The organism is Sphingopyxis sp. 2PD (genome assembly GCF_005503695.1).
GTDB lineage: Bacteria > Pseudomonadota > Alphaproteobacteria > Sphingomonadales > Sphingomonadaceae > Sphingopyxis.
In genome coordinates this window covers 1-23,196 of record NZ_SCMU01000039.1, presented here as the reverse complement: position 1 = coordinate 23,196, position 23,196 = coordinate 1, and the positions used below count along the sequence as shown (strand labels likewise).

The window sequence follows — 23,196 nt, the reverse complement described above, 5'->3', positions numbered from 1 at the left end:
ACGTAGCTTGCCGATAATCTCTTCCGGGCGATGCTTCTTGCTCGGCATTCTATATCTCCTTCGTCGTCCAAAATATCATCAATTTTGGACCACTCAGAAGGGGGCAGATCAGTTGGACCGGCTGGATCGATCGCGAGACCGGCTATTACGCTTTGATCGCCACCGAAATATCGAGCGGAGGCGACCGGAAAGGCGTCGAGCTCGAACAGGTCATGCAGGATCTGATCGAGGATGCGATCGCGAATCGCACCCCGGCGCCCTGACCTGACCCAGCAGTCTAGTCACGCAGCACAGGAGAACTTGATCTCCATGCGCTGCGTGGCTGGCCTGTCGGACTAGGCAAAGTCGACGGCTCAAAGGCGAGCGGCCAAACCCGCGTGTGACCGGCAGGGAGCCGATTTGACTGAATGGCCGATGCGCGGCCGTCCGGTCGTGGGTTCGGCCTAGGGACACGTCGCCAAAAAGCGTGTCGCTGCCGCCACTGCCTCGGCTCCGAAAGCTGCTGGGCATGCATCTGGCCGCGCAGATTGGCTCGCCTCGGGCGGTTATCAGGCGACGTAGGCCCCTCTACCACTCGCCACCAAGGTTCCGTCTGCGGCTAGGATCCGGGTAGCCGCGACGCTTATCTGCCGCCCTAATTTCACCGGGCTGCCGATCGCGCGAAGCGGCCCCAGCTTGGCCGGTCGGTGAAAATCCACATGGAGGTCCGCCGTCGCCCGCGCAGCACCCCCCATCGCGATGATCGTATAGAGGCCGGTCAGATCGATCAAAGCCGATACGATGCCACCATGCGCCGCGCCGACCGTCGGATTTGAGATGATTTCGTCTCGCCAAGGCATGGAGATCACCAACTCGTTGGCGCCGACCTCAGCGATGCTGAGCCCGAGCCAGCGGTGAAAAGGGGCCAGCGCCAATAGGTCACGTAATTCCTCAAGCCCCGGGACGGCGGGGGCATTCATGATTTCATTTCCGCTTCATGGATGCCGAGCAAAAACTCTAGGATCGATTGCCCGAAAGCGTCGTTCTCGTCCCCCACCACCATATGAGTCGCATTCGCAATGTCGCTATACGCCATATGAGGGACAAGGCCCTGGAAATGCTTGACGGCTTCCAGCGAGACGAGATCGCTTGACCCGCCGCGGATCAGATGCACCGGCAAGGTCAAGCAGGCAGCGGCCGCGCTGAGCTCGGTGCGGCCATGGTCGCTGGAAACGCCGCCGCCCTGCTGCGTCACTCTTTCGATGAAGGCGGGGTCCCAGTGCCAATAGAAGCGTTCATCGTCCTTGCGGCGCAGATAGTGTGCTAGCCCGGCCGAAGCCTTCCGGCTGGGGCGATGGGGCAGATAGTCGGCAATGACCTGTGCGGCCTCTTCCACCGACGCAAAACCATCGCGCGCATGCGCCGCCATGAAACCGACCACGCGGGCGACGCCGCTCGGTTCCATCTGAGGTGTGACGTCGACCAGCGTCAGCGATCCGAAACTTCCCGGTGCGCATTTTCCCTCGGCGATGATCCCGGCCAGGCCACCAAGAGACGCGCCAATCAGCGCCGGTTTGCTCGCCGTCGCCGCAGCGATCTCGACGAGATCGGCCGCAAAATCGGAGATATCATAGGCTCCGTCGCTGGCCCATGCACTCTCGCCGTGCCCGCGCATATCGACTGCGATGGTCCGGAAACCATGGCTCGCGAGCCGGTGGGCTACCGCCCTCCATGCCCTTCGGGTCTGTCCGCCGCCGTGCGCGAGGATTACCGGTAATCCGAGTTCCGGGCCATCAACCGACGCTGCGATTTCATGGCCCGCTTTCCCGGCAAGCGTGATCGACTGATCAATCATTCCACGATCATACTATATCATATCTTACAGTAAAGGGTTTTCAGAATATGATGTTGGCTCTACAGTCCATGACGATGGTTGAACCTCGCAATACAAGCGGCATCTCTCCCGCGAAAAGTCTTCTGACGGCCTCAGACGAGTTTGTCTTTCTCATCGAGGAAGTGCCCCGCAAACTGCGTCGGAAGTTTGATGCCTCAACGGCGCGCTTCGGATTGACGCGAACCCAGTGGCGCGCGCTCGTCTATATCTATCGGACCCCGGGCATGACCCAAACCGACCTCTCCAAATGCCTCGAACTGGAGCGTGCCAGCGTTGGCCATGTTGTCGACCAGCTGGAAAGAATGGTGCTCGCGGAACGGCGCGCTGCCAAGGGCGACCGGCGCGTCTGGGAACTTCATCTTTTGCCCCGAGCGATCGAAATCCTGCCTCAGCTGCGCGCCGAAGCCGACATGATCTACGCGCGACTGCTCCATATGATTTCCCCAACTGAGATACGCGCGATGCGCTCATTGCTGACGAAAATGTCCGGCAATCTCGAAAGCGGATCGGAAGACATGCCTCCTCGATAGGAGCCGTGGAAGATTTGAAATGGCCGACGCCATTCATCGTCAGCAAGCCGATATCCCCAACTGGCACCGCTCGCGTCTGAGGCGGCGCGCCGCGGCCGTTCTGCCCCCGCTGCATCAGGTTGCCAGCACTGACGGCTAACTAATTGCGAATATCGCGGCACGGAGCCCTACCTGCCTCCCGCCGTGTTGCAGAATAGTCCGATCGAGCCGGCAATCGTTCGGCGGTGAGCGCCCTCCCGCGAGGCGGGCCGCTCTTGGCTTCGCGTGCCAGCGCCAATTGACCGACGAGCTATTTCGTGCAACGAGTTGTCTACCAAGAAACGAACCTCTGCGTGGAGACCGACATGGCTCAACCCGAGCGCTTCATGTGAGGGCGGATTGCCGGTGCTGTCCGCCGTCAGCACCAATGGCACAGATTTGAGGTTGTGATTTAAGGAGGATTTGGGCTTCGTCGTAGTGACTAAGGAACGAGGATGAAGCCCAATCCTCCTTGAAAAAATCGGCGCCGAAGGCCCCTGCTGAGCGGCTGGTGAAGGACATACGGCGTGCGACGCGCCGGCACTTCTCTGCAGAGGACAAAATCAGGATCGTGCTGGAAGGCCTGCGCGGCGAGGACAGCATCGCCGAGCTGTGCTGCAAGGATGTCATCGCCCAGAGCTTGTATTACACGTGGTCGAAGGAGTTCATGGAGGCGGGCAAGCGGCGCTTGGCGGGCGACACCGCCCGTGCCGCGACCACCGGCGAGGTGCACGACCTGCGCCGCGAAGCCCGTGCCCTTAAGGAATGCGTGGCCAATCTGACGCTGGAAAACCGGTTGCTCAAAAAAAGCATGATCGCGGATAGGGCCGACGACGAATGAGGTAACCCGCATCCGAGAAGCTGGAGATCATTCGGATCGTCGAGCAGTCGCACCTGCCGGCCAAGCGCACGCTGGAGCAGTTGGGCATCCCGCGCCGGACCTTCTAACGCTGGTACGACCGCTACCTCGAGCGCGGGCCGGAGGCGCTGGAGGATCGGCCATCGGCCCCGAGGCGGGTGTGGAACCGCATCTGCGATGATATCCAGCAGCAGATCATCGACATGGCGTTGGATACAACCGACCTGTCACCCCGCGAGCTCGCGGTGCGCTTCACCGACGAGAAGCGCTACTTCGTGTCGGAAGCCACGGTTTACCGTATGTTGAAAGCCCATGACCTGATCGCCAGTCCGGCCTTCATCGTGATCAAGGCCGCCGACGGGTTCCACACCAAGACGACGCGGTCGAACGAGATGTGGCAGACCGACTTCACCTACTTCAAGATCATCGGCTGGGGCTTGGTGTACCTGTCGACCGTGCTCGACGACTTCTCCCGTTATGTCATCCTTTGGAAGCTGTGTACCACCATGCGGGCCGGGGATGTCACCGACACGCTGGAGCTGTCCCTCGAAGCTTCCGGATGCGCGTCGGCCAGGATGATCCACAAGCCGAAGCTGCCAATGGGCCCGGCCAGCATATTGCCCGCGCCCCTTAATTCGTCAGGGAAATGGGCGGCGAGGAATTGCCGCATTTCGGTGCGAAATGCGTCTTCGCTCGTCTAGACATCAGGTTCTAGCTGAGTTGGCACTGAAACCTCCGTTCAAAACTGAATTTGCGACGCCGCACGCGCACGACAGGGCTGCGCTCTGTCTGGTCAGTATTGCTGCTCGGGAACGTGCAAAATCAAACCTTCCACTCCTTCCACCATGGGTATCTGGCAGGCGAGGCGACTGTATTCGTTGGCACCTTCGGCAAATTGCAGAAGCTCTGCCTCCGCTGCCCCTTCGACCAGGCGACCAACCCTGTCGATCCAGGCCGGATCGACATGGACATGGCAGGTCGCACAGGCGCAGACACCGCCGCAATCGCCGTCGATGCCCGGTACATCATTGAAGAGCGCCGCCTCGCGTGCGGTTTCGCCCTCGGCAATTTCGACTTCCCGCCGCGTTCCATCGCTGGATACGAACGTCACTTTGACCATCATACACTCCGTATTTCTGCTTCAGCAAATCAGCGCGCGTGCAGCCGCACCGGCAGATTGGTGATCCCGCGCACAAGGTTTGAGAAAAGGCGCTCGGGCTCGCCGGTCACTTCGACCTTGGCGAACCGCTTGTGAATTTCTTCCCAGATGATCCGCAACTGCAGTTCTGCCAGCCTGTTACCCATGCATCGATGGATGCCATAACCGAATGACAGGTGATGGCGCGGATTCTTGCGGTCGATGATGAACCGGTCAGCCCGGTCGATGACCGTTTCGTCGCGGTTGCCCGACAGGTACCACATCACGACCTTGTCGCCCTTCTTGATCTGCTTGCCGCCAATCTCCCAGTCCTGCAGCGCAGTGCGGCGCATGTGAGTCAGCGGCGTCTGCCAGCGGATGATTTCCGGCACCATGCTGGCGATCAACGAAGGGTCGTCATTCAGTTTGCGATATTCATCGGGGTTCTGATTGAGCGCCAGCACACCGCCGCTTATCGAATTGCGCGTGGTGTCGTTGCCGCCCACGATCAGCAGCAGCAGGTTACCCAGAAATTCGAGGAAGGGCATATCCCGTGTCGCCGGGGAATGCGCCATTATGGAAATCAGATCGTTCTTCGGTTCTTCGTTGATGCGCTGCTCCCACAGTCCTTTGAAATACATCGCGCACTCGATGAGTTCTTCACGCCTCGCTTCGTACGATTCGACGATGCCGGTTTCAGGGGCGGCCGTTGTGACGTCGGACCAGCGCGTGAGCTTGCGGCGTTCCTCCCACGGGAAATCGAATAGGGTAGCAAGGGTCATCGTGGTCAATTCAACTGAGACCTTGTCAACCCAATCAAATTCCTCGCCTATCGGCAGATCATCGAGAATCTGACACGCTCGTTCGCGGATTGTCGGTTCGAGCAACAGCAAGTTGGACGGCGCTACAGCGGGGGTGACGGCCTTGCGTTGCTGGTCGTGCTTTGGAGGATCCATAGCGATGAACATTTCAAGTTCGAGCGCGCCTTCCACCGAATGCATGTCCTGAATGGCGATACCGCCGAGCTTTGCCTCCGACGAAAAGACTTTGTGGTTGGTGTCGACAGCCATGATATCGTCGAACTTGGTGATCGACCAGTAAGGCCCAACATAGCTTTCGCGGCAATAGTGGACCGGCTCCTCTTTGCGCAGCCGGTCGAAATACAGGCCGATCGTGTCCTGCTGAAAAAGACTCGGCCGTGCGACATCAATTTCGTCGATCGGAATGGCTGCAACTTTTCCGGCAGTATCCAGCTCCATCGTGTCGATGCTCATGTCTCGTCCTCCATCCCAGGCAAGCAGACTCACCTTGCTATCAAACAGGTAGATGTTTCGCAGGGTGTGGTCAATAAAGCTTATAAGGATTGTTGCGACATTTGACCGCACTGCAAACTTCATAGACTGATGCTGGACATGCCATCCGATAAACTCTTATAAGGTTTTATCAGAGGAGCGATTCCCAGTGATGCAACCGAAGGTCGATGATTCGAGGAAGGCCAAGCGTGCGCTCACGCTTGCGCAGGACATCGTACGCGATATCGAAGCCGGGGCGCATGTTGCGGGCGACAGGTTGGCGCGCGAGGACGAAATGCTTGCGCGATACGATGTCGCCCGAGCGACCTTGCGCGAAGCGCTTCGCTTCCTTGAACTCCAAGGCGTTATCCATCTTCAACTAGGTCGCGGTGGCGGGCCGGTGGTCGCTCGCCCGCAGACTGGCGATTTCGCAAACAGCCTCTCGCTGATCCTGCATTTCATGGAGGCGGACTTGAGGGGCTTGCTCGAATTGCGCGAAGCGATTGCGGCGGATGTTGCAGCCTATGCCGCCCAGCGCGCGACCACGGGTGATCTGAGCGCACTTGCCGATTGCCTCAAAGAGCTGGAGCGAAACGAAGCGAGCAGCCAGTTCGAGGAACTGAATCGCCGTTTTCACGATATGCTCGGCTGGGCCAGCGGCAATCCGCTTTTCGGCCTTCTGACTTCCGCGTTGCATATGCTTACCCGCGAATTCTCGCTCTCGCTGGGGTATTCGGCGCAAGAGCGTGCGGTCCAGTTGCGTTTCTTGCGCCGCGTCCTTGAAGCTGTGCGCAAGGGCGATGCCGAAGGAGCGCGGCAGGCTATGGCGCGTCTCGTGGCGGGCTCCGCCTCCTATCTCGCACAGAGAAGCCCTGAGCTTGTGTCCCAGAAGGTCAGGTGGGGACAGACGTAAAAAACGGGCGCCGGTGGGTGGCGCTGGATGGAGAGGGTATTACGATGGCACTCAAGAGCCGCATATGCGAAATTCTCGGGATCGAATACCCGATCCTTCTGGCCGGAATGGGCGGGGCGAGTGTCCCCGCGCTCGCGGCCGCAGTATCGAATGCCGGGGGACTTGGCGTTCTTGGCGCTGCGGCCTGCTCGCCAGACCAGTTGCGCAGCTGGATCCGCCAGACCCGCGAACTGACCGATAAGCCATTTGGGGTCGACACCCTTCTGCCTGCCTCCGTCAGGCGCGGTTCGGCACCGCAGAGCGGCGCCTCGCTCGAAAACCCGATGGCACTGCTTGGCGAATATCAGCAGTTCACCCGCGATTTCATGGAACGCGAGGATCTGCCCGAAGTGGATGCCGCAATGGCCATGCGCGCGGCTGGCGCGCCGGAAATGGGCAAGGGCGGTCCGCAGCTGTTCACGCGGGAGTTTTTCGAGGCGCAGATGGAAGTGGTAATCGAGGAAAAGGTGCCAGTCTATGCCGCCGGCCTCGGCAATCCCGGACCGTGGATGGACCGCCTTCATTCCAATGGCACCAGGGTCATGGCGGTGATCGGCAAGGTCAAGCACGCCCAGCAGGTGGTCGATTCCGGCATCGACATGATTGTGGCGCAGGGCCACGATGGCGGCGGGCACAACTCCCCGATCGGAACCTTCTCGCTGATTCCGCAGGTAGTCGACGCGGTGGGCGATCGGGTTCCCGTGATCGGAGCAGGTGGAATCTCCGATGGCCGCGGAGTCGCCGCAGCGATGATGCTGGGCGCTCTGGGCGCGTGGGTCGGAACGGCGTTCCTGGCAACCGAAGAGGCAGGGATTGAACGGTTCCAAAAGGAAGCAATAACCGACGGCGGCGATGCAGATACCGTCGTTAGCCGTTCGTTGACCGGCAAGCCTGCGCGCATGATCCGCAACAAATGGGCCGATGCTTGGGTTGCGGCGGGCAAGGAGCCGCTTCCGATGCCTTACCAGTCGATGATTTCAGGGCCGGTCATGGCTTCGGGCATAAAGGCTCAGCGCAAGGATATCATGCCCGGCTTCGCGGGGCAGGGAATTGGATTGATCCATTCGATCCGTCCAGCGGCAGAGGTCATGCGCGATCTTGTCGAAGGGGCCGAAAGGGCGCTGGCCGATGCCAGATTCTATTCCTGAATTGCGGCAAGACGGGTACGCTGTATGAACGCTTCGCAGACCTTATCCTTTGCCGACAAGGCCGCCATAACCGGTGTGGGCGAAACCGCATTCGTCAAGGGCACCGAACGGACCGCGGTGGACATGATGCTGGAAGCCTCGCGCCGCGCAATCTCAGATGCCGGGCTGAAACCTTGCGACATCGACGGCATGGTGCCGCCGCCGATCTATACGACCTCGGAGGAAATGGCCGCCAATCTCGGCATTGATGTGCTGCGCTATGCGGCCACCGTTCACATGGGCGGCGCCAGCCCGACGACGGCGCTGCAGAACGCGGCAATGGCGATCGCCAGCGGGCTTTGCGATCACGTGCTGGTGACGCTCGGTTGGAACGGCTATTCCGCCCTCAGGCCCAAGCCGGGTGCCCCGCCCACTCGGGCGATGAACATGAACACGCTGACCAATACTATCCAGGGCTATTACATCCCCTATGGTGTGTTCCTGCCGGTGCAGATGTATGCTTGGCTGGCGACCCGTCACTCGAAGCTTTACGGCGTGGGCGCGGATGCGATGGCAGCGGTAGCGCTAGCCTGCCGGCGTCACGCGCAGTTGAATCCGCGCGCCTTTACCTATGGGCGCGAACTCGACGCGGAAACCTATCATTCGGCGCGCTGGATATCCGAGCCCTTCCGCCTTTACGATTGCTGCCTTGAAACCGATGGCGCCTGCGCGGTAGTCATATCGCGAATGGATCGGGCCAGGGATATGCCGCATGTGCCCGTCAGCATCGCCGGTGCCGCGGAAGGCCACCCCTATCCCGCCGACGACATCCCCTCGCGGCCCGATCCCTTCAAGATTGGCCTCAGCTATGCTGCCCCGCGCGCTTTCGACATGGCGGGCGTCAAGCGCGAGGACATGGATTTCCTGCAGATTTACGACTGCTTTACCTATGTCGTTCTGCTGCAACTGGAAGCGATGGGCTATTGCGAACCGGGTGCACAGTTCGAATTCGTCGCCAATGGCCAGATTGAGCTGGGTGGCCGCTATCCGATCAACACCCATGGCGGCTTGCTCAGTGAGGCGCATGTCTGGGGACTCAACCACGTGGTCGAGGCAGTGCGCCAGCTTCGTCACGACTGCGGCGAGCGCCAGGTGCTGGGAGCCCAAACTGGTCTTGTGACCGGCTGGGGTGACCTTGGCGATGGAAGCATTGCCATTCTCAGGAGGTTTGCATGAGCAGCGAGAGCGATCTGCCTCCCAAAATGCGGCCCTCCGCGCAGGTTGCGCCGCCCAAACCGCGACCTCGCCCGCAAGACCCGGTTGAGCAGGAATTCTGGAAGCGGTGCCAAGACGGCAATCTCTATTTCCAGCGCTGCGGCGGCTGCGGCTGCTTCCGCCACCTACCGCGCTATATGTGCGCAAAGTGCGGCTCGCCGGAATTCTCCTGGGAACGCAGCAGTGGCAAGGGCACGCTGTTTTCCTGGACCGTTACCCACCAGGCCCTCCACCCGGCTTTTGCCGACGAAATTCCCTTCGTGGCGGCGGTGGTGGAATTGGAAGAGGGCGTACGCATGGCCACGCGCCTGATTGGTTGCGATCACGAGCGCCTAGCGCTCGACCTTCCGGTGGAAGTGGAATTCGAATTGATCGGTGAGGACTTCCGCCTTCCTGTTTTCCGCCTGCGTGAAAGTTAGAAGCGTCATGGATCTTGATTACGGGCCCGAATACGATGTCTTCCGCAAGCAAGTGCGGGCTTTCATCGAAGCGCACCGCCATCTCGCGCCGCCTTCTGCTGACCGGGCGGCCCGACCTTCGTCCAAGGCAGTCGAATGGCAGAAGCTGTTGATCGAGCATGGGTATACCGCGCGAACGATCCCGCAGGAGTATGGAGGCTATGGAGCGGAGCCGGACATTCTCCAATCGCGCATCATCGCAGAGGAATTTGCGCGGGCCAGGGTGCCGGGCGGGCTTTCTAATCAGGGAATCTCGATGTTCGTGCCGACCCTGCTTGAACTCGGCACCGAGGAACAGAAACGGCGCTGGATCGAACCCACGTTGAAAGGCGATATCGTATGGTGCCAGGGCTATTCCGAACCCGGTGCCGGGTCGGACCTAGCCAACCTCAAGACCAGCGCGCACATCGAAAACGGCGAATTTGTTATCAATGGCCAGAAGATCTGGACCAGCACCGCCAAGCAGGCCGACATGATCTTTTGCCTGGTCAGGACCGAACCTGACGCACCCAAACATGGCGGCATTTCCTACCTGATCTTTTCGATGGACACGCAGGGCATCGAGGTTCGCCCCTTGAAGACGATGACCGGTCACGCCGAGTTCAACGAGACGTTCTTCACCGATGTGCGCGTCCCCATGCACCAGATCGTCGGCCAGCGGGGCCAGGGCTGGTTCGTCGCGAACGCAACCCTAGGCCATGAGCGCGGAATGCTGGGCGATCCCGACGCGCTCGAAAACCGGCTGCAGGCGCTGATCGCACTGATGCAGGAAGAGCGTTTGGGCCAGGGTCGCGCGATCGACAATCCGGTACTGCGCGACCGGCTAGTGGCACTTCAGGCCGAAGTAGCGGCGATGAAATACAATGGGATGCGCATCCTTTCGAACAGCCTTAGGGGAGAGCCGGGCGGCATGGCGAAGCTGATCGTCAAGTTGCAAAGCTGTGAACTCGCTCACCAGATATCCGCGCTGGCAATCGACGCCATGGGCGAACTGGGCATACTCTATCACCACAGCCCGCGTGAGCGGGACGGCGGGGCGTGGCAATGGAACTATATGTTCCAACTCGGTCTCATCATCGGCGGCGGGACCGCTCAGATCCAGAAGAACATCATCGCCGAACGCGGCCTTGAAATGCCACGTGAGCCGAACCCCGCGGACATGGCGCGACAGAAGCAGGGAGCAGACTGATGGACTTTGGACTTTCGCAGGACCAGCAGATGTTGCGCGACGCCGTTTCGCGGTGCCTCGCCGATACCAGCCCGCTCAGTCACGTCCGCGAATGTGCGGAGCGGGACAATCCGTTGAGCGACCAGGTGTTGCGCGCCCTCCACGATCTGGGCGTTGCCGGAATGCTCGTCCCCGAAGAGCATGGCGGGCTCGGCATGACCTTGCTCGACGCGGCGGTGGTGGCGGAACAGCTTGGCTATGCGGTCGCACCGGTGCCGTTTCTCGCCAGTCAGGTTCTCGCACCGATCGCCTTGCGCGAAGCTGGCAACGAGGAGCAAAAGGCCCACTGGCTGCCAAAGATAGCGAGCGGCGAGGCGCGTGTCGGTGTCGCGATTTCCGAGACGATCGAGGTGCGCGACGGCGCGGGAGTTTCCTCTGCCGGCGGGAAGCTCAACGGCACCGCCCTGTTCGCGCTCGATTTCGAAGGAGCTGATGCCTACGTCGTCGCCGATTCCGGTGGCAGGCTGCACCTTGTCGGTGCCAAGGCGTCCGGGCTGGAAGCTATCGCGTTGACGACCATCGATCGCACCCGTAGCGTCGGGGAATTGCGGTTTGACGGGGACGAAGCGGAACCACTGGCTGACGATGGCGGAGCTACAGTGGCCCGGCTGCGCGATGCGGGCCGCGTGATCCTCGCCGCAGACAGCCTTGGCGCAGGTCAGGCCATGATCGAAAGGGCTGTCGATTATGCTGGTCAGCGCGAACAGTTCGGCCGCCTGATCGGTAGTTTCCAGGCCGTAAAGCATATGTGCGCCGAGATGGCCGCGCGGCATGAACCGTGCCGTTCGCTCGTCTGGTACGCCGCCCACGCCTTCGACGCGGTGCCGAATGAGGCATCACTGCTTGCCTGCCATGCCAAATCGCACACGGCCGAGGTCTATCGATTTGTCGCACGCACTTCCACCGAAGTGCACGGCGGAATGGGATTCACCGACCTGCTTGGCCTGCATTACTGGTTCAAACGGATCGGATTCGACCGGCAGGTTCTGGGTGGGCCAGAAGCGGTCCGGGCGGAGGCTGCGGCACTTCAGGGCTGGACCAAAGCTGCGTGATGTTTCTTCCAAGGGAAGTGCGCCAAAGCCGCCACCCCGTTCGGAGAGGGGAACTAATGTGATCGACTGGAATCTCGGCGACATTCTCGACGCTATCGAGCCCGTCATGCCAAAGGATGCGCCGGCCCTGATACACGGCGACCGGATCATCACCTGGCCCGAAATGTCGGGACGTTCGAACAATGTTGCCCGCGCGCTCCGGCAGCGCGGAGCCGGCAATGGGGCCAAGGTTGCCTTTTATATGCGCAACCGACCCGAATATGGCGAGTTGATGGCAGCCTGCTTCAAGGGGCGCCTGATCCATGTGAACATCAATTACCGCTATGTCGCCGAGGAGGTCTTCTATATCTTCGACGATTCCGATAGCGAAGTGATCGTCTACAGCTCGGAATTCCGCGACTGTATCGTCGAGCTCAAGGATCGGCTCGAGAAGGTTCACACCTTTGTGGAAATTGGCGAGGCTTCGCAAATCGCGCCTTTTGCGATCCCTTACGAAACACTCGCGCAAGAAGGCGACGGATCGGCGCTCGGCATAGTGCGCTCTCCCGAAGATCAGCTCTTCATCTATACCGGCGGCACGACGGGCATGCCCAAGGGCGTGATGTGGCATCACGACCAAATGCGCAAAGCACAGCTCGAGGCCCAGAAGCTGCTCGCCCCCGTTCCTCAGACACTCGAAGAACACGTCGCGTTGATCACAAGTCAAGGGCCCGGCAACCGCACCCTGCCATCCTGCCCGATGATGCACGGGACCGGCTTCATCACCGCGATCGGCACACTTATGTCGGGCGGCGCCATCGTTACACTCGCAGACTCGTCCTTCGATGCGACGGAGTTGTGGGAAACAGTTGATAAGCATAAGGTGCAAAGCATCGCAATTGTGGGCGATGCCTTTGCCAAGCCAATGCTGCAGGCGCTGGACCGGAATCCCGGCCGCTGGGATACCAGCAGCCTCGTCACCATCGTTTCATCCGGCGTGATGTGGAGCAAGGAAGTCAAGGCTGGGCTGTGCAAGCATATCCCCCAGGTGGTGCTGATGGACAGCTTCGGCGCTTCCGAAGGGCTCGGCTTCGGCCGCTCCATCACAACCGCGCAAGGGGGCACCAACACCGCGAAATTTGCGATTGGCGAATTCTGTCATGTCTTTGATGAAAACGACCAGAAAGTGACGCCGGGAAGCGGCGTACCGGGATTTATCGCCCTCATGGGTGCGATCCCAGCGGGTTATTACAAGGATCCCGAGAAATCCGCCAAGACCTTCCGCACAATCGATGGGGTCCGCTATTCGATTCCGGGCGACTGGTGCACGGTCGAGGCCGATGGCAGCCTGACCTTGCTGGGCCGTGGCAGCGTTTGCATCAACACTGCTGGCGAGAAAGTTTACCCCGAGGAAGTCGAGGAGATTCTCAAGACCCATCCCGCGATTGGTGACGCGCTGGTCGTGGACGTGCCAAACGAAAAATGGGGTCAGGCCGTCACCGCCGTCGTCCACCTCAGCGGCGACGTTGCGTTCGACGAGCAAGCCGTCAAGGATCATGTGCGGGGGCAGTTGGCAGGCTACAAAACACCGAAGGCCATATATCCAACGAAGATCCCCCTGCGCGCATCGAACGGCAAGGCCGACTATGCAACGGCGAAGGCAATTGCCGAGAGCCTGACTGCCGCTTCATGACGAATCAGACTTCGCCCGATTATGACGCTGTGATCATCGGTGCTGGCTTCAGCGGGATCTACTTGCTCCACAAGTTGCGGGACGCCGGGTTCAACGTGCTGCTGGTCGATGCTGCGACCGATCCGGGCGGCATCTGGCACTGGAATTGCTATCCCGGCGCACGCGTGGATTCGCAGATTCCGCTCTATGAATTCTCGATCCCCGAAGTGTGGCGGACATGGACTTGGAGTGAGCGCTTTCCCGGCTGGGAAGAACTCAGGGCCTATTTCCGCCATGTCTGCGATACGCTGAACCTTTGGCCGCTGATGCGGATGGGATCGAGGGTCGAAAGCGCCGATTTTGATGCAGGGCGGGGACTATGGAATCTACAGCTTGAGGGCGGGCAATCCGTATCGACACGCTTCTTGCTCCCAGCCCTCGGTTTTGCGTCGAAGCCGTATATCCCCGACATTCCGGGCATTGAGGATTTCGAGGGCGAATGGTGCCACACGGCGCGCTGGTCGCAGGAGGGTATTGATCTCGATGGGCGCAAAGTTGCCCTGATCGGAACCGGAGCGAGCGGTGTGCAGGTCGCCCAAGAAGCAGCCAAGCGGGCTGAAGCGCTGATCCTGTTCCAAAGAACCCCGATCCTGGCCCTGCCGATGCGGCAGGAGCGGCTGACGCGGGAGGATCAGGAACGCGAAAAGCACAGCTATCCTGCCCTTTTCGAACAGCGCAGGCAGACGAGCGGAGGATTTGAAAGCCAGTCACTTGAAGTCTCGGCGCTCGAAGTCGACGAGATTGAGCGCAATGCCCACTTCGAAGATTTATGGCAGCGAGGCGGATTGAGGTTCTGGTACCACAACTTCGCCGACTTGCTTACCAATCGCGCAGCCAATCGCCACGCCTACGATTTCTGGCGCGACAAGGTTCGCGCGCGGATCGCCGATCCCGATCTGGCCGAGAAACTCGCCCCATCCGAACCGCCGCATCCGTTCGGCACGAAGCGACCTTCGCTGGAACAGGGATATTACGAGATTTTCGCGCAGGACAATGTTGCGCTGGTTGATCTGAAGGCAAACCCGATCACCCGTGTCGGGCCGCACGCAATCACAACCGCAGACGGCGAGGTCGAATGCGATCTCATCGTTTTCGCCACCGGCTTCGACGCGGGGCGGGGCGGGTTGATCGACATGAACATCACCGGCAGGGGCGGCCTGTTACTGTCGCAAGCTTGGGACAACGGGCTGCGCGCCTATCTGGGAATGGCGGTATCGGGTTTCCCCAACATGCTGTTCGCTTACGGACCCCTGAGCCCCTCGGGTTTTTCCAACGGCCCGACAAGCGCGGAAATGCAGGGCGACTGGATCTGCGATTTCATGGTCTGGCTGCGAAACAACGGTTACGATCTTTTCGACGCCGATCCGCAAGCAGAGGCGGACTGGACCGAAATGGTCGCTCAGGTTGGCGCTATGACGCTCTTTCCCGAAGCGGACTCCTGGTACATGGGCGCAAACATCCCGGGTAAGAAGCGCCAACTCATCAATTTTCCAAGCGTGTCGACCTATGCTGCGATTTGCGGCGATGTGGCACGCGATGCCTACCGCGGCTTTGCCGCCAGCACACCAGCGAACAAGGACAGCGCAACCTGATGAATGAGATGTTCAGAATAAGTGACTTTCCAGTGGACATTGATCCTGTTTGGGCTGGCGACGGCTCACATCTGCCCGAATGGTTCGTGTCGGCGCTCAAGGTGCCCCGCGAAGAAGGTTATGTGGAAATAGATGGGGCCAAGGCGCACTATTTCCGCTGGGGTGACCCCAGCAAGCCCAAGGTATTGATGACCCATGGCTTTCTGGCACATGCGCGCTGCTTTGCCTTCATTGCACCGTTTCTGGCAGAAGATTATGACGTGGTGGCGTTTGATCTGGCCGGCATGGGCGACAGCGACATGCGTGGTCGCGCCGACCTCTTGGCGAGAGGGGGCGAGTTTCGCGAGATTGCCGAGGCGCTGAATATGTTTGCGGATGGCCAAAAGCCGACAATCATCGCGCACAGCTTCGGGTCGGGCGCAGCCCTGACAGCCGTGACCCAGTGGCCCGAGGCCTTTGCCGGAGTGGTGGTTTGCGATCTCATGATCATGCGGCCCGCTCTCCTGGAAGAGTACTGGAACCTCAGGCGGTCAAGCCCTGGTTCCGGCGATCCGGACAAGCCCAGCAAGCGTTATCCTTGCTATGAAACGGCACGTAAGCGGTACATCCTTTCCCCGCCCCAGCCGGTCGGCGAGCCATTCCTTCTGGACTACATGGCCTATCATTCCCTGCGACAGGATGGAGACGAGTGGACGTGGAAGTTTTCAACCGAGGTCTTTCGGAGGAGCAACAAGCCCAACGAATGGCTCACCATGGGCGAGCGTCTGGTGCAGGCACCGGGCCGGAAGGCCATCGTGCACGGCGGTATGAGCCAACTCTTCACCCCGGAATCGGCCGAATACGTCCGCGAGCTGGGTGGAGGTGACATTCCGATCATCGCGGTGCCTGAAGCCCGTCACCATCTGATGCTCGATCAGCCTTTGGCCTTTGTAACCGCACTCCGCAGCATTCTTGCCCTTTGGGATACGCACACTGCACCGCCACTTGCAGCCTGATCCTGGTTGTCCTTCGCCCCGGGTTCCCGCAGGTGCGGTGCTTGCCAGACCTTGCCTGCCGGGAAAGGGAGCTGCCACTCAGCGTTCGCCGGCCATGCCGTTGCGGCGTTCAAGCCATCGTTCGCGCCGCACCAGATAGAACGGGAAGGCGAAACAGTGCCAAGCAGCGAAAGCATGTAACCGGTGTTTTCAGGCCACGGTGGACCATGGCATGAGTTGGGCGAGATTGTTGGCGGGATGACCGTTGGCAAGTTTCACGAGGGTCTGGGTCATCCACCCGTGCGGGTTGACGCCGCTGATCTTGCAGTTTTCGATGAGCGTGGCGATCACCGCCCAGTTGTCGCCGCCTTCGTCGGAACCGGCAAACAGGGCATCTTTGCGATTCAATGCGAGGGGGCGGATCGAGCGTTCGACGGTATTGGAGTCGAGCTCGATGCGGCCGTCGTCGATGAACCGGGACAGTCCATCCCAGCGGGTGAGCGCATAGCGGATCGCCTCGCCGAGCTTGCTCTTGGCGCTGACTTGGCGGCCAGGGGCGGCAAGATATTGATGAAGATCACCGACGATGACGCGGCTGCGTTCGGTCCGAGCGGCACAGCGTTGCTCGGCGGGTGAACCGCGCACCTCGTCCTCGACACCATAGAGCAAGGCAATGCGGCGCAGCACTTCGGTGGCGACCGGCGACGTGTCGGCCAGTTCGTAGAACTTGCGGCGGACGTGCGCCCAGCAGAAAGCGAGCCGGATCTGCTGGCGCCGCCGGGCGAGCGCGGCGTAGCCGCCATAGCCATCGACCTGCAGGATGCCCGCGAAATCACCAAGGTGCGTGTGAGGGCGTTTTGCCTTGCGATCTGGCGCATAGACATAGGCAACGATCGGCGGATCGCAGCCGCCCCATGGTCGATCATCGCGAGCATAGGCCCAGAGCTGTCCTGTCTTGGTCGGCCCGCGCCCGGATCGAGGACCGGGGCGGTTATCTCGTCGGCGAACAACCGCTCGGATCGTCGTAGCTCGTCGAGAATGTGGTCACGCAAGGGGCGCAGATACCAGGCCGCTCGCCCGACCCAGTCGGCCAAAGTGGATCGGTCGAGCCGGATGCCCTGCCGGGCGTATATCTGGGCCTGCCGGTAAAGCGGCAGGTGATCGGCATACTTGGATACCAGCACCTGGGCGATCAGTGCCTCGGTGGGAGTACCGCCCTCGATGATCCGCGCTGGCGCCGGAGCCTGCACGATCGCGCTCTCGCACGAACGGCAGCCATAACGCGGCCGCCGGGTGACCAGGACGCGGAAGGTGGTCGGCACCACATCGAGGCGCTCGGCCACATCCTCGCCGATCTTCCGAATGTGCCGATGGCAGGATCACACCCTCGGCCTCAAGCTGTTTACGCAAATCCCGCCGCCAGGCGTATAGCTGCGAGGGATCCAGCCCATGCCGGCGCGCCACAGGACTGACGCCCTTGCGGCCCGAATAGCACTCCGCGACAATCGAGGCCTCCACCTCGGGCGGCCACTCCCGCCGCTTGCCCGCGCCGATGAACACCTCAAGGCGGCGCGCCAAGCTGGCCGCCGGACGCCCACCCAGCGCCAGCCTAAGGTGATGTACGATAGAATCCAGGCGGGCCGTACGCCGGGCAAATGTTGCAGTCACATCTGGAGGAAAGCGTTCAACGAAGATCCGCGTGGTGCAGCGGGATGTGGCGCAGCGAAAACGCCGGGCGACAAGAGTAATCCGAACCGGTCGGCCATGAGAGAGTAGATCGGCGAGTGTACAGTGATATCGACTGTGGACACGCGCAGATGGGCGGCAGCAGTTCGGGTAAATCGAAACTCGAAATCGGGATCGCCGGGTGATCCGTATCTGATCGGCGGCATACTCGACCTTGTCGATCACCAATCCTGTTGGCGCAATGGCTTCGCGAAAACCTCTCCCATGCATGGCGATCTCCTCCTTCGGGGAAAAACTCGCCACTATCAACGCACTTGCACCAAAAGTGAGTCAGAGCCCCATTCTGGCGCTAATCCACATCCTAACGCGAAGGGCTCGGGCGCTTTAGCGTACGAAAGCCTCTGATGGGGGAACCCGCGTGGGCTCTGGGATTGAGCTATGGGATTTGTTTTGGCCTGGTCGGAAGGGCACCGTACATAGTTGCAAGACGACCCGGGCGACAGCGCGAGGCGCGAACTCGACCGTTATGATCGACGCTCAAAGCCTCCATTTGTCGTCCTTTGGCGGATGTGCGGCAACTCTCTGAGGCGATCGGCGCAAGGCGGCCCGTTGGCCAGCGCCGGGCGCGCGCGGTCGTTCTTGGGAATGGGGGCAATTGCCGCACTGGCCGAACTCGAACGCGTGGTCTCGACCTTATTGGCCTCGTCAACAGGACTGGGCCGCAATAGCTAGCAAGTTGCCAGCTCGAATTCGACGCTCATAAAATGATTACTCGGTCGGCGATTTTTCTGCCGGCGAGCTTGAAAAGCTGCGACTGCGATCGCGAGCGAATTTGCAACCAAAAATCGGCTTCCGATATCGTCCAGCCCTTGCCAAATTTTGTGATGGTTTCTATGATGGTTTCAGCGGTATCTCGTTGTTGATTGCATCGGATTTCCGCCGCTTTGATGCCCAGTTCAGTTCCTCTTCTGGGCACCACTTACCCTTTCCATAGGGTACTGAAAACCTTGAAAGATGCCGGAAAATTTGGCATTTCGGGACACGCTGGTGACCCGGGATGTTTGATAGATGCTCACTCCATCTCGGCGCCAATCGGGTCACCGCTTTTTTCCGAAATTCGAGTCCTTACTTAGTACTCGATTTTGGAATCGAAGCCGTGAGCGCAATTGGAGGTGAGCATGGCTCTCAGCGACACGAAGGTTCGAACCCTCAAGTCGCGCGTCAAGCTGTACAAGGTGTCGGATGGGGCTCGATGTCGGTCGGTTTGTACATGAGCGATAGGCTCGATCCGAGATTGCGCAGGACGGCCGACCGAAAGTTCGTCGGCGGCGGGTCCGGGCGGATGATGAAGAGGTCGAGAGTGCTTGCGTCGGAAAGCGTGACCGCAGCCGAGAATCTTTGCCGAAGGATGCTTGTTTTCGGACGGCTGCACTGTTAGAGGCGCCGCTCGTTGCCGCTTTAGCTCAGTTGGTAGAGCACATCATTCGTAATGATGGGGTCACAGGTTCGAGTCCTGTAAGCGGCACCATAGCTTCCACAAAGCAATTTCGGGACGTGCGGCTGGAAGGCCTTTCGCGTGGGCGCGCCATTGGGTCCGGTTTGGGTCGCATTGAGCAGAGAAACTGCGATGCTCCGCGCATGCTCCATAAACTCGACCTATCTCCCAATGCTGGCGGTTCTGGTCGAACCGGTGAAAGAATGGCAGCGAGAGCATAAGGTTTGGACCATTCCTCAGTTGGTCACAAATATTTCGTGCCTTTTGGCGTTCCCATCGAACTTGGAGGCGTCCGGAGGAACATCTCGTCGACTGCCGACTGGATCCTTGGTTGGACTCAGCTTCGGCGGCTTAACGCTAGATCGGCATTGGCCAAAGCCGTTGACCAATTGCAATTGATCGATGGGCAAGTTCACTTTTTTTGAATGGCAGGTCAAGCGATCGTCCTCCTTTGTCCCATCCTTGCGACAGATGGGTTTCATAGATTATGACAGCGTCGGGCGCTGATGATCTTTGGGGGGAGTAAAGCACATGCCTAGTATTTGTTCGCGCGTCTTTGTTTCGTTTGCAGCGGCGGCGTTCTTGCTGTCGCCAATTGCTACTCCGCCAGCGGCAGCTCAGTTGCAGTATGGGCCATGGCAGAAGACCAGCGATTGCCGTCGGCCTAAGCTCCCGCGTGGCGGACCAACAATACCGCAAGTACCCGGCGTCCAGCCAACGATGGAATGCAAGTGGGAACGGACGGTGACCGATTGTCCCCGTGTTCGCGATAAGCTCCGGCATCCCATCCAATGCGCGACGAAAAAGCAGAAGTCAGGTTACTCGGTGCTTGCACCGAGGTAGCGGGGCCGAGGGTGCATCGTGCAAGGGGGGAGGAGGCAGAGGATATGGGTAATTTGCGAATCGGCTTTATCGCGGGGATGACCTTATCATTGTGTTCTTGTGCCGAAGCCAAAGAACTTACCGAGAGCCGCGCCCGTGCTTTGATCGAGGAAAACGTGCGCTACTACCCCTGCGTTGGGTTTAACGTGGGGGACTCGTCTGACGCGGTATATGTGAATGGAGCGCCGGTCGAAATCCGCACTTTCCTTTCAAATAATGCACCTTTCCCCGTGACGGTGGCCGTCGGGCGCGTAGACCGAACCTTCTCAGGCAACGAACTGGATCGCCATTATCGGAAATTGCGGAGAGCAGGCTTGGCGACTTCGAAAGAGGCAGGCAGCATCACGACGAATGGCGGAACGACTGAGCTGCGGACTTATGAGCTTTCCAAGCTCGGACAGTCGATGCTCCAAGTCGTTAGCAAGAGCGGGTCTGGCAAGGAGGCTTTCTCGTTTTGTTGGGGTAAAGGAAAAGTCTCCGAGCTTGTCGACTACAGGGCTCCCACCAAAGATGAAAAATATAAGAAAGTCACCTTCCGATGGACCACGGTAGATGACAAAGGCGATCTGATACGCACCCTTCCTGACAGACCGTGGGTGAAGATTTTTTTCGGCCCCAGACCTCCGCTTCTAGCGGGCGAACGCGTTGCCACGCTGAAAATGAGCGACAACGGGTGGCAACTGGTGCGTTGATACGTAAGTGAATAGCTTGGATTGGTTCCGGTATCATGGGAGGGAGTTATGCGTGCTTTCTTTTCTGCTGTTGCGATGCTGTTGGTTTCAGCTTGTTCGGGGCAAAGTTTTGACCGCGACGACGCGGAAAAGCTGATTGTCGAAACAGAGCAGGCGTCTGCTCTTGGGCAACAGATTATGACCTATCCGGGATACCTTGAGGACGGCGAAGCGCAGGGACTTTGGACTACCGAGAATAGTCCCTCACCTGTAATGGACGCCCAAGTGAGTGAGCAAATTTCCGAACTGGCGCAAGGCTACGTGCGCCCGGTCGTGCCCGCGAGCATTGCCGTCAATGTTACTGGCATCAGGGAGATTCCTGATGATGGAACCTCGACGTCGGCAGAGTTTGAATGGCGTTACGCTGAGCTTCCAAAATACATCAAACGGTTCGCGTTGTTAGGCGGTAGCGGGAACGCATCTTTTCAGAAGTTTGATGACGGATGGCGCATCTCATCGGTTTCGTTCTCGCGCGCGGATATACCGGCTGAGCTATCTTCGACGGAAATGGACGAAATTAATGGGGATGTCGGTAAGGAAACTGCGCGGCGCAATGCGATTATCGAACGCATCCGCACCTCATTTGCCCAAGGTCGAGAGATCAAATCATATGAAGTAGATTTTTATGGAGTGAAGCAACGATATACAATTTTTGAGAATGGTGTTGCGGGCTACCAGGACTTGCTTGATAAAAGCGGATGGACTACCGGAAAGATGAAGCAATCATCTTTTGTGTGGTTTGGATCTATGTTCAATATGCGTGAAGGTGGGTACGGCGTCCAATACACTTCCGCTCCGAATTCCAATAATTTCCAATCGTTCTTAACAACACATTACAAAATGAATACGGGAGATTTTCTGAAAACGGTCAATTCTGCCCATGCGGAGTGGACAAGAAAATATGGTGATTTGCCGTTAGCATTAAGGCAGCGGGTATATTTTGAATCGCAAGCCACGCCGTAGGGGGCGATGTATAGGTCAAATCTCCGCTACCGTCTCCGAAGCGTTGGATCGATATAGCAATCACTCAAGCCAATTGCCGTGGACGGAATTGTGGGAATGGCGATGCCGCCATCTTCCGCCGGTAAGGTAACACCCGGCACGGCCCCTCTCCGCGAGCCATAGAGCACTACATTGCTAGCTTGACCGGGCTGAGAGGGATCGTGAGATTGCGACACGGCGCAATGGCTATTGGGGGAGAAAAGCCTGTCACGCACCGGGTTGACCGGCATGTATCCTTCCGTCACTGCGCCGCTCGCTGGATCGCGGAAAATGACATGGTGGACCTCGAACCAGAACTCCTTCTTGCCGGGTGTCGGTCGCGACCAATACAGCCCCATGAAGCGCGAGGCGACCAACTTCCGCACGTCGCGCTGAGTGCAGCCCTGTTTGCGCGAAAACACATCAGTAGAGTCGTTTCTAATCTGCTGTTCGTTGACGACCTTATCGAGACCATTCGCCATCCCCATTAGGTCCCGGCACACATTCGCCTGCCGCCATTGCGGACGGCTCCACCAATGTTCTGAATATGCCACGGGTGGCCGGTTCAAGCGATCTATTTCGCCTCGGACGTTCACCAGCGTCATGCAGTGCGGCTTCATACCTGCTTTGGTGCGCCCAAAGAAGCGGTAGTTGTCGCCAGTCGGCAACGAAACCTTGTACGGGCTGACATCGCAATCGGCGGGCAGGCGCCATTCGCTGCGGCGCACAATGGTTGAAGCATGGACGAAATTGCTGCCTTGTGACGTGTGCACGGTAAGAGCGTGAAGCAGGTAGAGATAGTCGCCCGCATAAAGCCAGCCGAGTGGCTGGCCAATTTCGGCCTCGGTGAAATAGGCGGTAGCGCCAAGCCAGCCGCAGTTAGGGTCATTGAGGATGGCCGCGCGGACGGCTACCCGATCAGTCGTTGCGGCAATTGACGGCAGCTTCTGGACGTAAGCAGTGAGGCTGTTGATGGATTTGCAGATGACGCGGTTGCGTGTTTGGTTGGGCAAAAATTGTGCTTTGGCGTTCGTTGGCGCGAGGCTCACGAGCATCAGCGAAAGCAGCCCAACAATACCAATCTTATCCAATCGCATCGCCCGCTCCCTTCGTTACCTTAGAGTTGTCCGCTACCATGTCGTCACGAGAATGAACAGAAGAGGAGAGGGTCACCAAGATTTCATTCAATCGTTTTTCGTTCAGATCTTGCGTAGTCAGGTCTGAAAACCGTGACGTGCTCCCCTGATTGTTACCAGTCAGAGGTAGAGTCCGGCTCCTTCATGATGGTTGATTGATGGGATGGCAATGGTCCTGGGGGCATGCCCCCAGGACCATTGGCCGG

Annotated in this window: 18 protein-coding genes, 1 tRNA gene and 3 pseudogenes; 14 read left to right on the top strand and 8 right to left on the bottom strand. The window is 59.4% G+C overall.

All coding sequences use genetic code 11. From position 1 onward, the window contains the following. Window positions 1–548: 548 nt before the first annotated feature. Together FFS18_RS16525 and FFS18_RS16520 are read right to left on the bottom strand one after the other, a co-directional pair. A complete protein-coding gene (locus FFS18_RS16525) occupies window positions 549–959 on the bottom strand; it encodes a hotdog fold thioesterase (RefSeq protein ID WP_054588691.1) in 411 nt (136 codons plus the stop codon). Further along, window positions 956–1,834, bottom strand: coding sequence for an alpha/beta fold hydrolase (locus FFS18_RS16520; protein WP_039575377.1), 879 nt, complete (start codon window positions 1,832–1,834; stop codon window positions 956–958). The genes FFS18_RS16525 and FFS18_RS16520 overlap by 4 nt, the downstream gene beginning before the upstream one ends. 68 nt (window positions 1,835–1,902) lie before the next feature. On the opposite strand from FFS18_RS16520, the gene FFS18_RS16515 reads away from it, so the two are divergent. Together FFS18_RS16515 and FFS18_RS16510 are read left to right on the top strand one after the other, a co-directional pair. Further along, a complete protein-coding gene (locus tag FFS18_RS16515; protein WP_223181259.1) occupies window positions 1,903–2,403 on the top strand; it encodes a MarR family winged helix-turn-helix transcriptional regulator in 501 nt (166 codons plus the stop codon). Between the two features lie 490 nt (window positions 2,404–2,893). Further along, window positions 2,894–3,876: pseudogene (locus FFS18_RS16510) on the top strand (helix-turn-helix domain-containing protein); the annotation flags it as partial. Window positions 3,877–4,073: 197 nt separating this feature from the next. On the opposite strand, the gene FFS18_RS16505 reads toward FFS18_RS16510, so the two are convergent. Both FFS18_RS16505 and FFS18_RS16500 read right to left on the bottom strand, forming a co-directional pair. Then, window positions 4,074–4,400 (bottom strand): 2Fe-2S iron-sulfur cluster-binding protein, encoded by a 327-nt coding sequence (locus FFS18_RS16505; protein WP_039580993.1) that lies wholly within the window; start codon window positions 4,398–4,400, stop codon window positions 4,074–4,076. Window positions 4,401–4,429: 29 nt separating this feature from the next. Then, window positions 4,430–5,692, bottom strand: coding sequence for a cytochrome P450 (locus FFS18_RS16500; RefSeq protein WP_039575372.1), 1,263 nt, complete (start codon window positions 5,690–5,692; stop codon window positions 4,430–4,432). Between the two features lie 190 nt (window positions 5,693–5,882). Here FFS18_RS16500 and FFS18_RS16495 point away from each other — a divergent pair, with 190 nt between their 5' ends. Genes FFS18_RS16495 through FFS18_RS16455 form a run of 9 tightly spaced genes read left to right on the top strand, consistent with a single transcriptional unit; the run spans window position 5,883 to window position 16,100 of the window. Then, a complete protein-coding gene (locus FFS18_RS16495; RefSeq protein ID WP_039575369.1) occupies window positions 5,883–6,623 on the top strand; it encodes a FadR/GntR family transcriptional regulator in 741 nt (246 codons plus the stop codon). Between the two features lie 44 nt (window positions 6,624–6,667). Next, window positions 6,668–7,810: an NAD(P)H-dependent flavin oxidoreductase gene (locus FFS18_RS16490; protein ID WP_054588690.1), complete on the top strand. Its 1,143-nt coding sequence runs from the start codon at window positions 6,668–6,670 to the stop codon at window positions 7,808–7,810. 24 nt (window positions 7,811–7,834) lie between these two features. Beyond that, on the top strand, window positions 7,835–9,025 hold the full coding sequence (locus tag FFS18_RS16485; protein ID WP_054588689.1) for a thiolase C-terminal domain-containing protein: 1,191 nt from the start codon (window positions 7,835–7,837) through the stop codon (window positions 9,023–9,025). Next, window positions 9,022–9,483, top strand: coding sequence for a Zn-ribbon domain-containing OB-fold protein (locus tag FFS18_RS16480; RefSeq protein ID WP_054588688.1), 462 nt, complete (start codon window positions 9,022–9,024; stop codon window positions 9,481–9,483). Before FFS18_RS16485 ends, FFS18_RS16480 begins: the two co-directional genes overlap by 4 nt. Before the next feature lie 7 nt (window positions 9,484–9,490). Beyond that, window positions 9,491–10,711, top strand: coding sequence for an acyl-CoA dehydrogenase family protein (locus FFS18_RS16475; RefSeq protein WP_054588687.1), 1,221 nt, complete (start codon window positions 9,491–9,493; stop codon window positions 10,709–10,711). Continuing rightward, complete coding sequence (locus tag FFS18_RS16470; protein ID WP_054588686.1) at window positions 10,711–11,802, top strand: acyl-CoA dehydrogenase family protein; 1,092 nt, start codon at window positions 10,711–10,713, stop codon at window positions 11,800–11,802. The genes FFS18_RS16475 and FFS18_RS16470 overlap by 1 nt, the downstream gene beginning before the upstream one ends. 58 nt (window positions 11,803–11,860) lie before the next feature. Further along, on the top strand, window positions 11,861–13,474 hold the full coding sequence (locus FFS18_RS16465) for an acyl-CoA synthetase (protein ID WP_054588685.1): 1,614 nt from the start codon (window positions 11,861–11,863) through the stop codon (window positions 13,472–13,474). 29 nt (window positions 13,475–13,503) lie between these two features. Beyond that, window positions 13,504–15,105: a flavin-containing monooxygenase gene (locus FFS18_RS16460; protein ID WP_232003481.1), complete on the top strand. Its 1,602-nt coding sequence runs from the start codon at window positions 13,504–13,506 to the stop codon at window positions 15,103–15,105. Further along, window positions 15,105–16,100 (top strand): alpha/beta fold hydrolase, encoded by a 996-nt coding sequence (locus FFS18_RS16455; protein ID WP_039575348.1) that lies wholly within the window; start codon window positions 15,105–15,107, stop codon window positions 16,098–16,100. Before FFS18_RS16460 ends, FFS18_RS16455 begins: the two co-directional genes overlap by 1 nt. A gap of 189 nt (window positions 16,101–16,289) precedes the next feature. On the opposite strand, the pseudogene tnpC reads toward FFS18_RS16455, so the two are convergent. From tnpC to FFS18_RS16440, 3 genes and pseudogenes are all read right to left on the bottom strand, one after another. Continuing rightward, a pseudogene (tnpC, locus tag FFS18_RS16450) lies at window positions 16,290–17,455 on the bottom strand (IS66 family transposase); the annotation flags it as partial. A gap of 22 nt (window positions 17,456–17,477) precedes the next feature. Continuing rightward, a pseudogene (locus FFS18_RS17925) lies at window positions 17,478–18,035 on the bottom strand (transposase); the annotation flags it as partial. Between the two features lie 487 nt (window positions 18,036–18,522). Further along, window positions 18,523–18,744 carry a hypothetical protein gene (locus FFS18_RS16440; RefSeq protein ID WP_137871680.1) on the bottom strand — a complete coding sequence of 74 codons (222 nt, stop codon included), beginning with the start codon at window positions 18,742–18,744 and terminating at the stop codon, window positions 18,523–18,525. A gap of 473 nt (window positions 18,745–19,217) precedes the next feature. On the opposite strand from FFS18_RS16440, the gene FFS18_RS16435 reads away from it, so the two are divergent. The 3 genes from FFS18_RS16435 to FFS18_RS16425 all read left to right on the top strand — a co-directional run bounded on the left by FFS18_RS16435 (window position 19,218) and on the right by FFS18_RS16425 (window position 21,836). Then, a tRNA-Thr gene (locus FFS18_RS16435) sits at window positions 19,218–19,293 on the top strand. Window positions 19,294–20,051: 758 nt separating this feature from the next. Continuing rightward, window positions 20,052–20,834, top strand: coding sequence for a hypothetical protein (locus FFS18_RS16430; protein ID WP_137871679.1), 783 nt, complete (start codon window positions 20,052–20,054; stop codon window positions 20,832–20,834). Between the two features lie 48 nt (window positions 20,835–20,882). Next, window positions 20,883–21,836: a hypothetical protein gene (locus FFS18_RS16425; protein ID WP_137871678.1), complete on the top strand. Its 954-nt coding sequence runs from the start codon at window positions 20,883–20,885 to the stop codon at window positions 21,834–21,836. Between the two features lie 26 nt (window positions 21,837–21,862). On the opposite strand, the gene FFS18_RS16420 is transcribed toward FFS18_RS16425, so the two are convergent. Then, window positions 21,863–22,951: a hypothetical protein gene (locus tag FFS18_RS16420; protein WP_137871677.1), complete on the bottom strand. Its 1,089-nt coding sequence runs from the start codon at window positions 22,949–22,951 to the stop codon at window positions 21,863–21,865. Window positions 22,952–23,196 lie beyond the last annotated feature (245 nt).

What these genes read in the sequence shown, in the direction of transcription:
- FFS18_RS16525 (WP_054588691.1), bottom strand. Translation starts at nt 959, where the DNA reads ATGAATGCCCCCGCCGTCCCGGGGCTTGAGGAATTACGTGACCTATTG.
- FFS18_RS16520 (WP_039575377.1), bottom strand. Translation starts at nt 1,834, where the DNA reads ATGATTGATCAGTCGATCACGCTTGCCGGGAAAGCGGGCCATGAAATC.
- FFS18_RS16515 (WP_223181259.1), top strand. Translation starts at nt 1,903, where the DNA reads ATGACGATGGTTGAACCTCGCAATACAAGCGGCATCTCTCCCGCGAAA.
- FFS18_RS16505 (WP_039580993.1), bottom strand. Translation starts at nt 4,400, where the DNA reads ATGGTCAAAGTGACGTTCGTATCCAGCGATGGAACGCGGCGGGAAGTC.
- FFS18_RS16500 (WP_039575372.1), bottom strand. Translation starts at nt 5,692, where the DNA reads ATGAGCATCGACACGATGGAGCTGGATACTGCCGGAAAAGTTGCAGCC.
- FFS18_RS16495 (WP_039575369.1), top strand. Translation starts at nt 5,883, where the DNA reads ATGCAACCGAAGGTCGATGATTCGAGGAAGGCCAAGCGTGCGCTCACG.
- FFS18_RS16490 (WP_054588690.1), top strand. Translation starts at nt 6,668, where the DNA reads ATGGCACTCAAGAGCCGCATATGCGAAATTCTCGGGATCGAATACCCG.
- FFS18_RS16485 (WP_054588689.1), top strand. Translation starts at nt 7,835, where the DNA reads ATGAACGCTTCGCAGACCTTATCCTTTGCCGACAAGGCCGCCATAACC.
- FFS18_RS16480 (WP_054588688.1), top strand. Translation starts at nt 9,022, where the DNA reads ATGAGCAGCGAGAGCGATCTGCCTCCCAAAATGCGGCCCTCCGCGCAG.
- FFS18_RS16475 (WP_054588687.1), top strand. Translation starts at nt 9,491, where the DNA reads ATGGATCTTGATTACGGGCCCGAATACGATGTCTTCCGCAAGCAAGTG.
- FFS18_RS16470 (WP_054588686.1), top strand. Translation starts at nt 10,711, where the DNA reads ATGGACTTTGGACTTTCGCAGGACCAGCAGATGTTGCGCGACGCCGTT.
- FFS18_RS16455 (WP_039575348.1), top strand. Translation starts at nt 15,105, where the DNA reads ATGAATGAGATGTTCAGAATAAGTGACTTTCCAGTGGACATTGATCCT.
- FFS18_RS16430 (WP_137871679.1), top strand. Translation starts at nt 20,052, where the DNA reads ATGCGCGACGAAAAAGCAGAAGTCAGGTTACTCGGTGCTTGCACCGAG.
- FFS18_RS16425 (WP_137871678.1), top strand. Translation starts at nt 20,883, where the DNA reads ATGCGTGCTTTCTTTTCTGCTGTTGCGATGCTGTTGGTTTCAGCTTGT.
- FFS18_RS16420 (WP_137871677.1), bottom strand. Translation starts at nt 22,951, where the DNA reads ATGCGATTGGATAAGATTGGTATTGTTGGGCTGCTTTCGCTGATGCTC.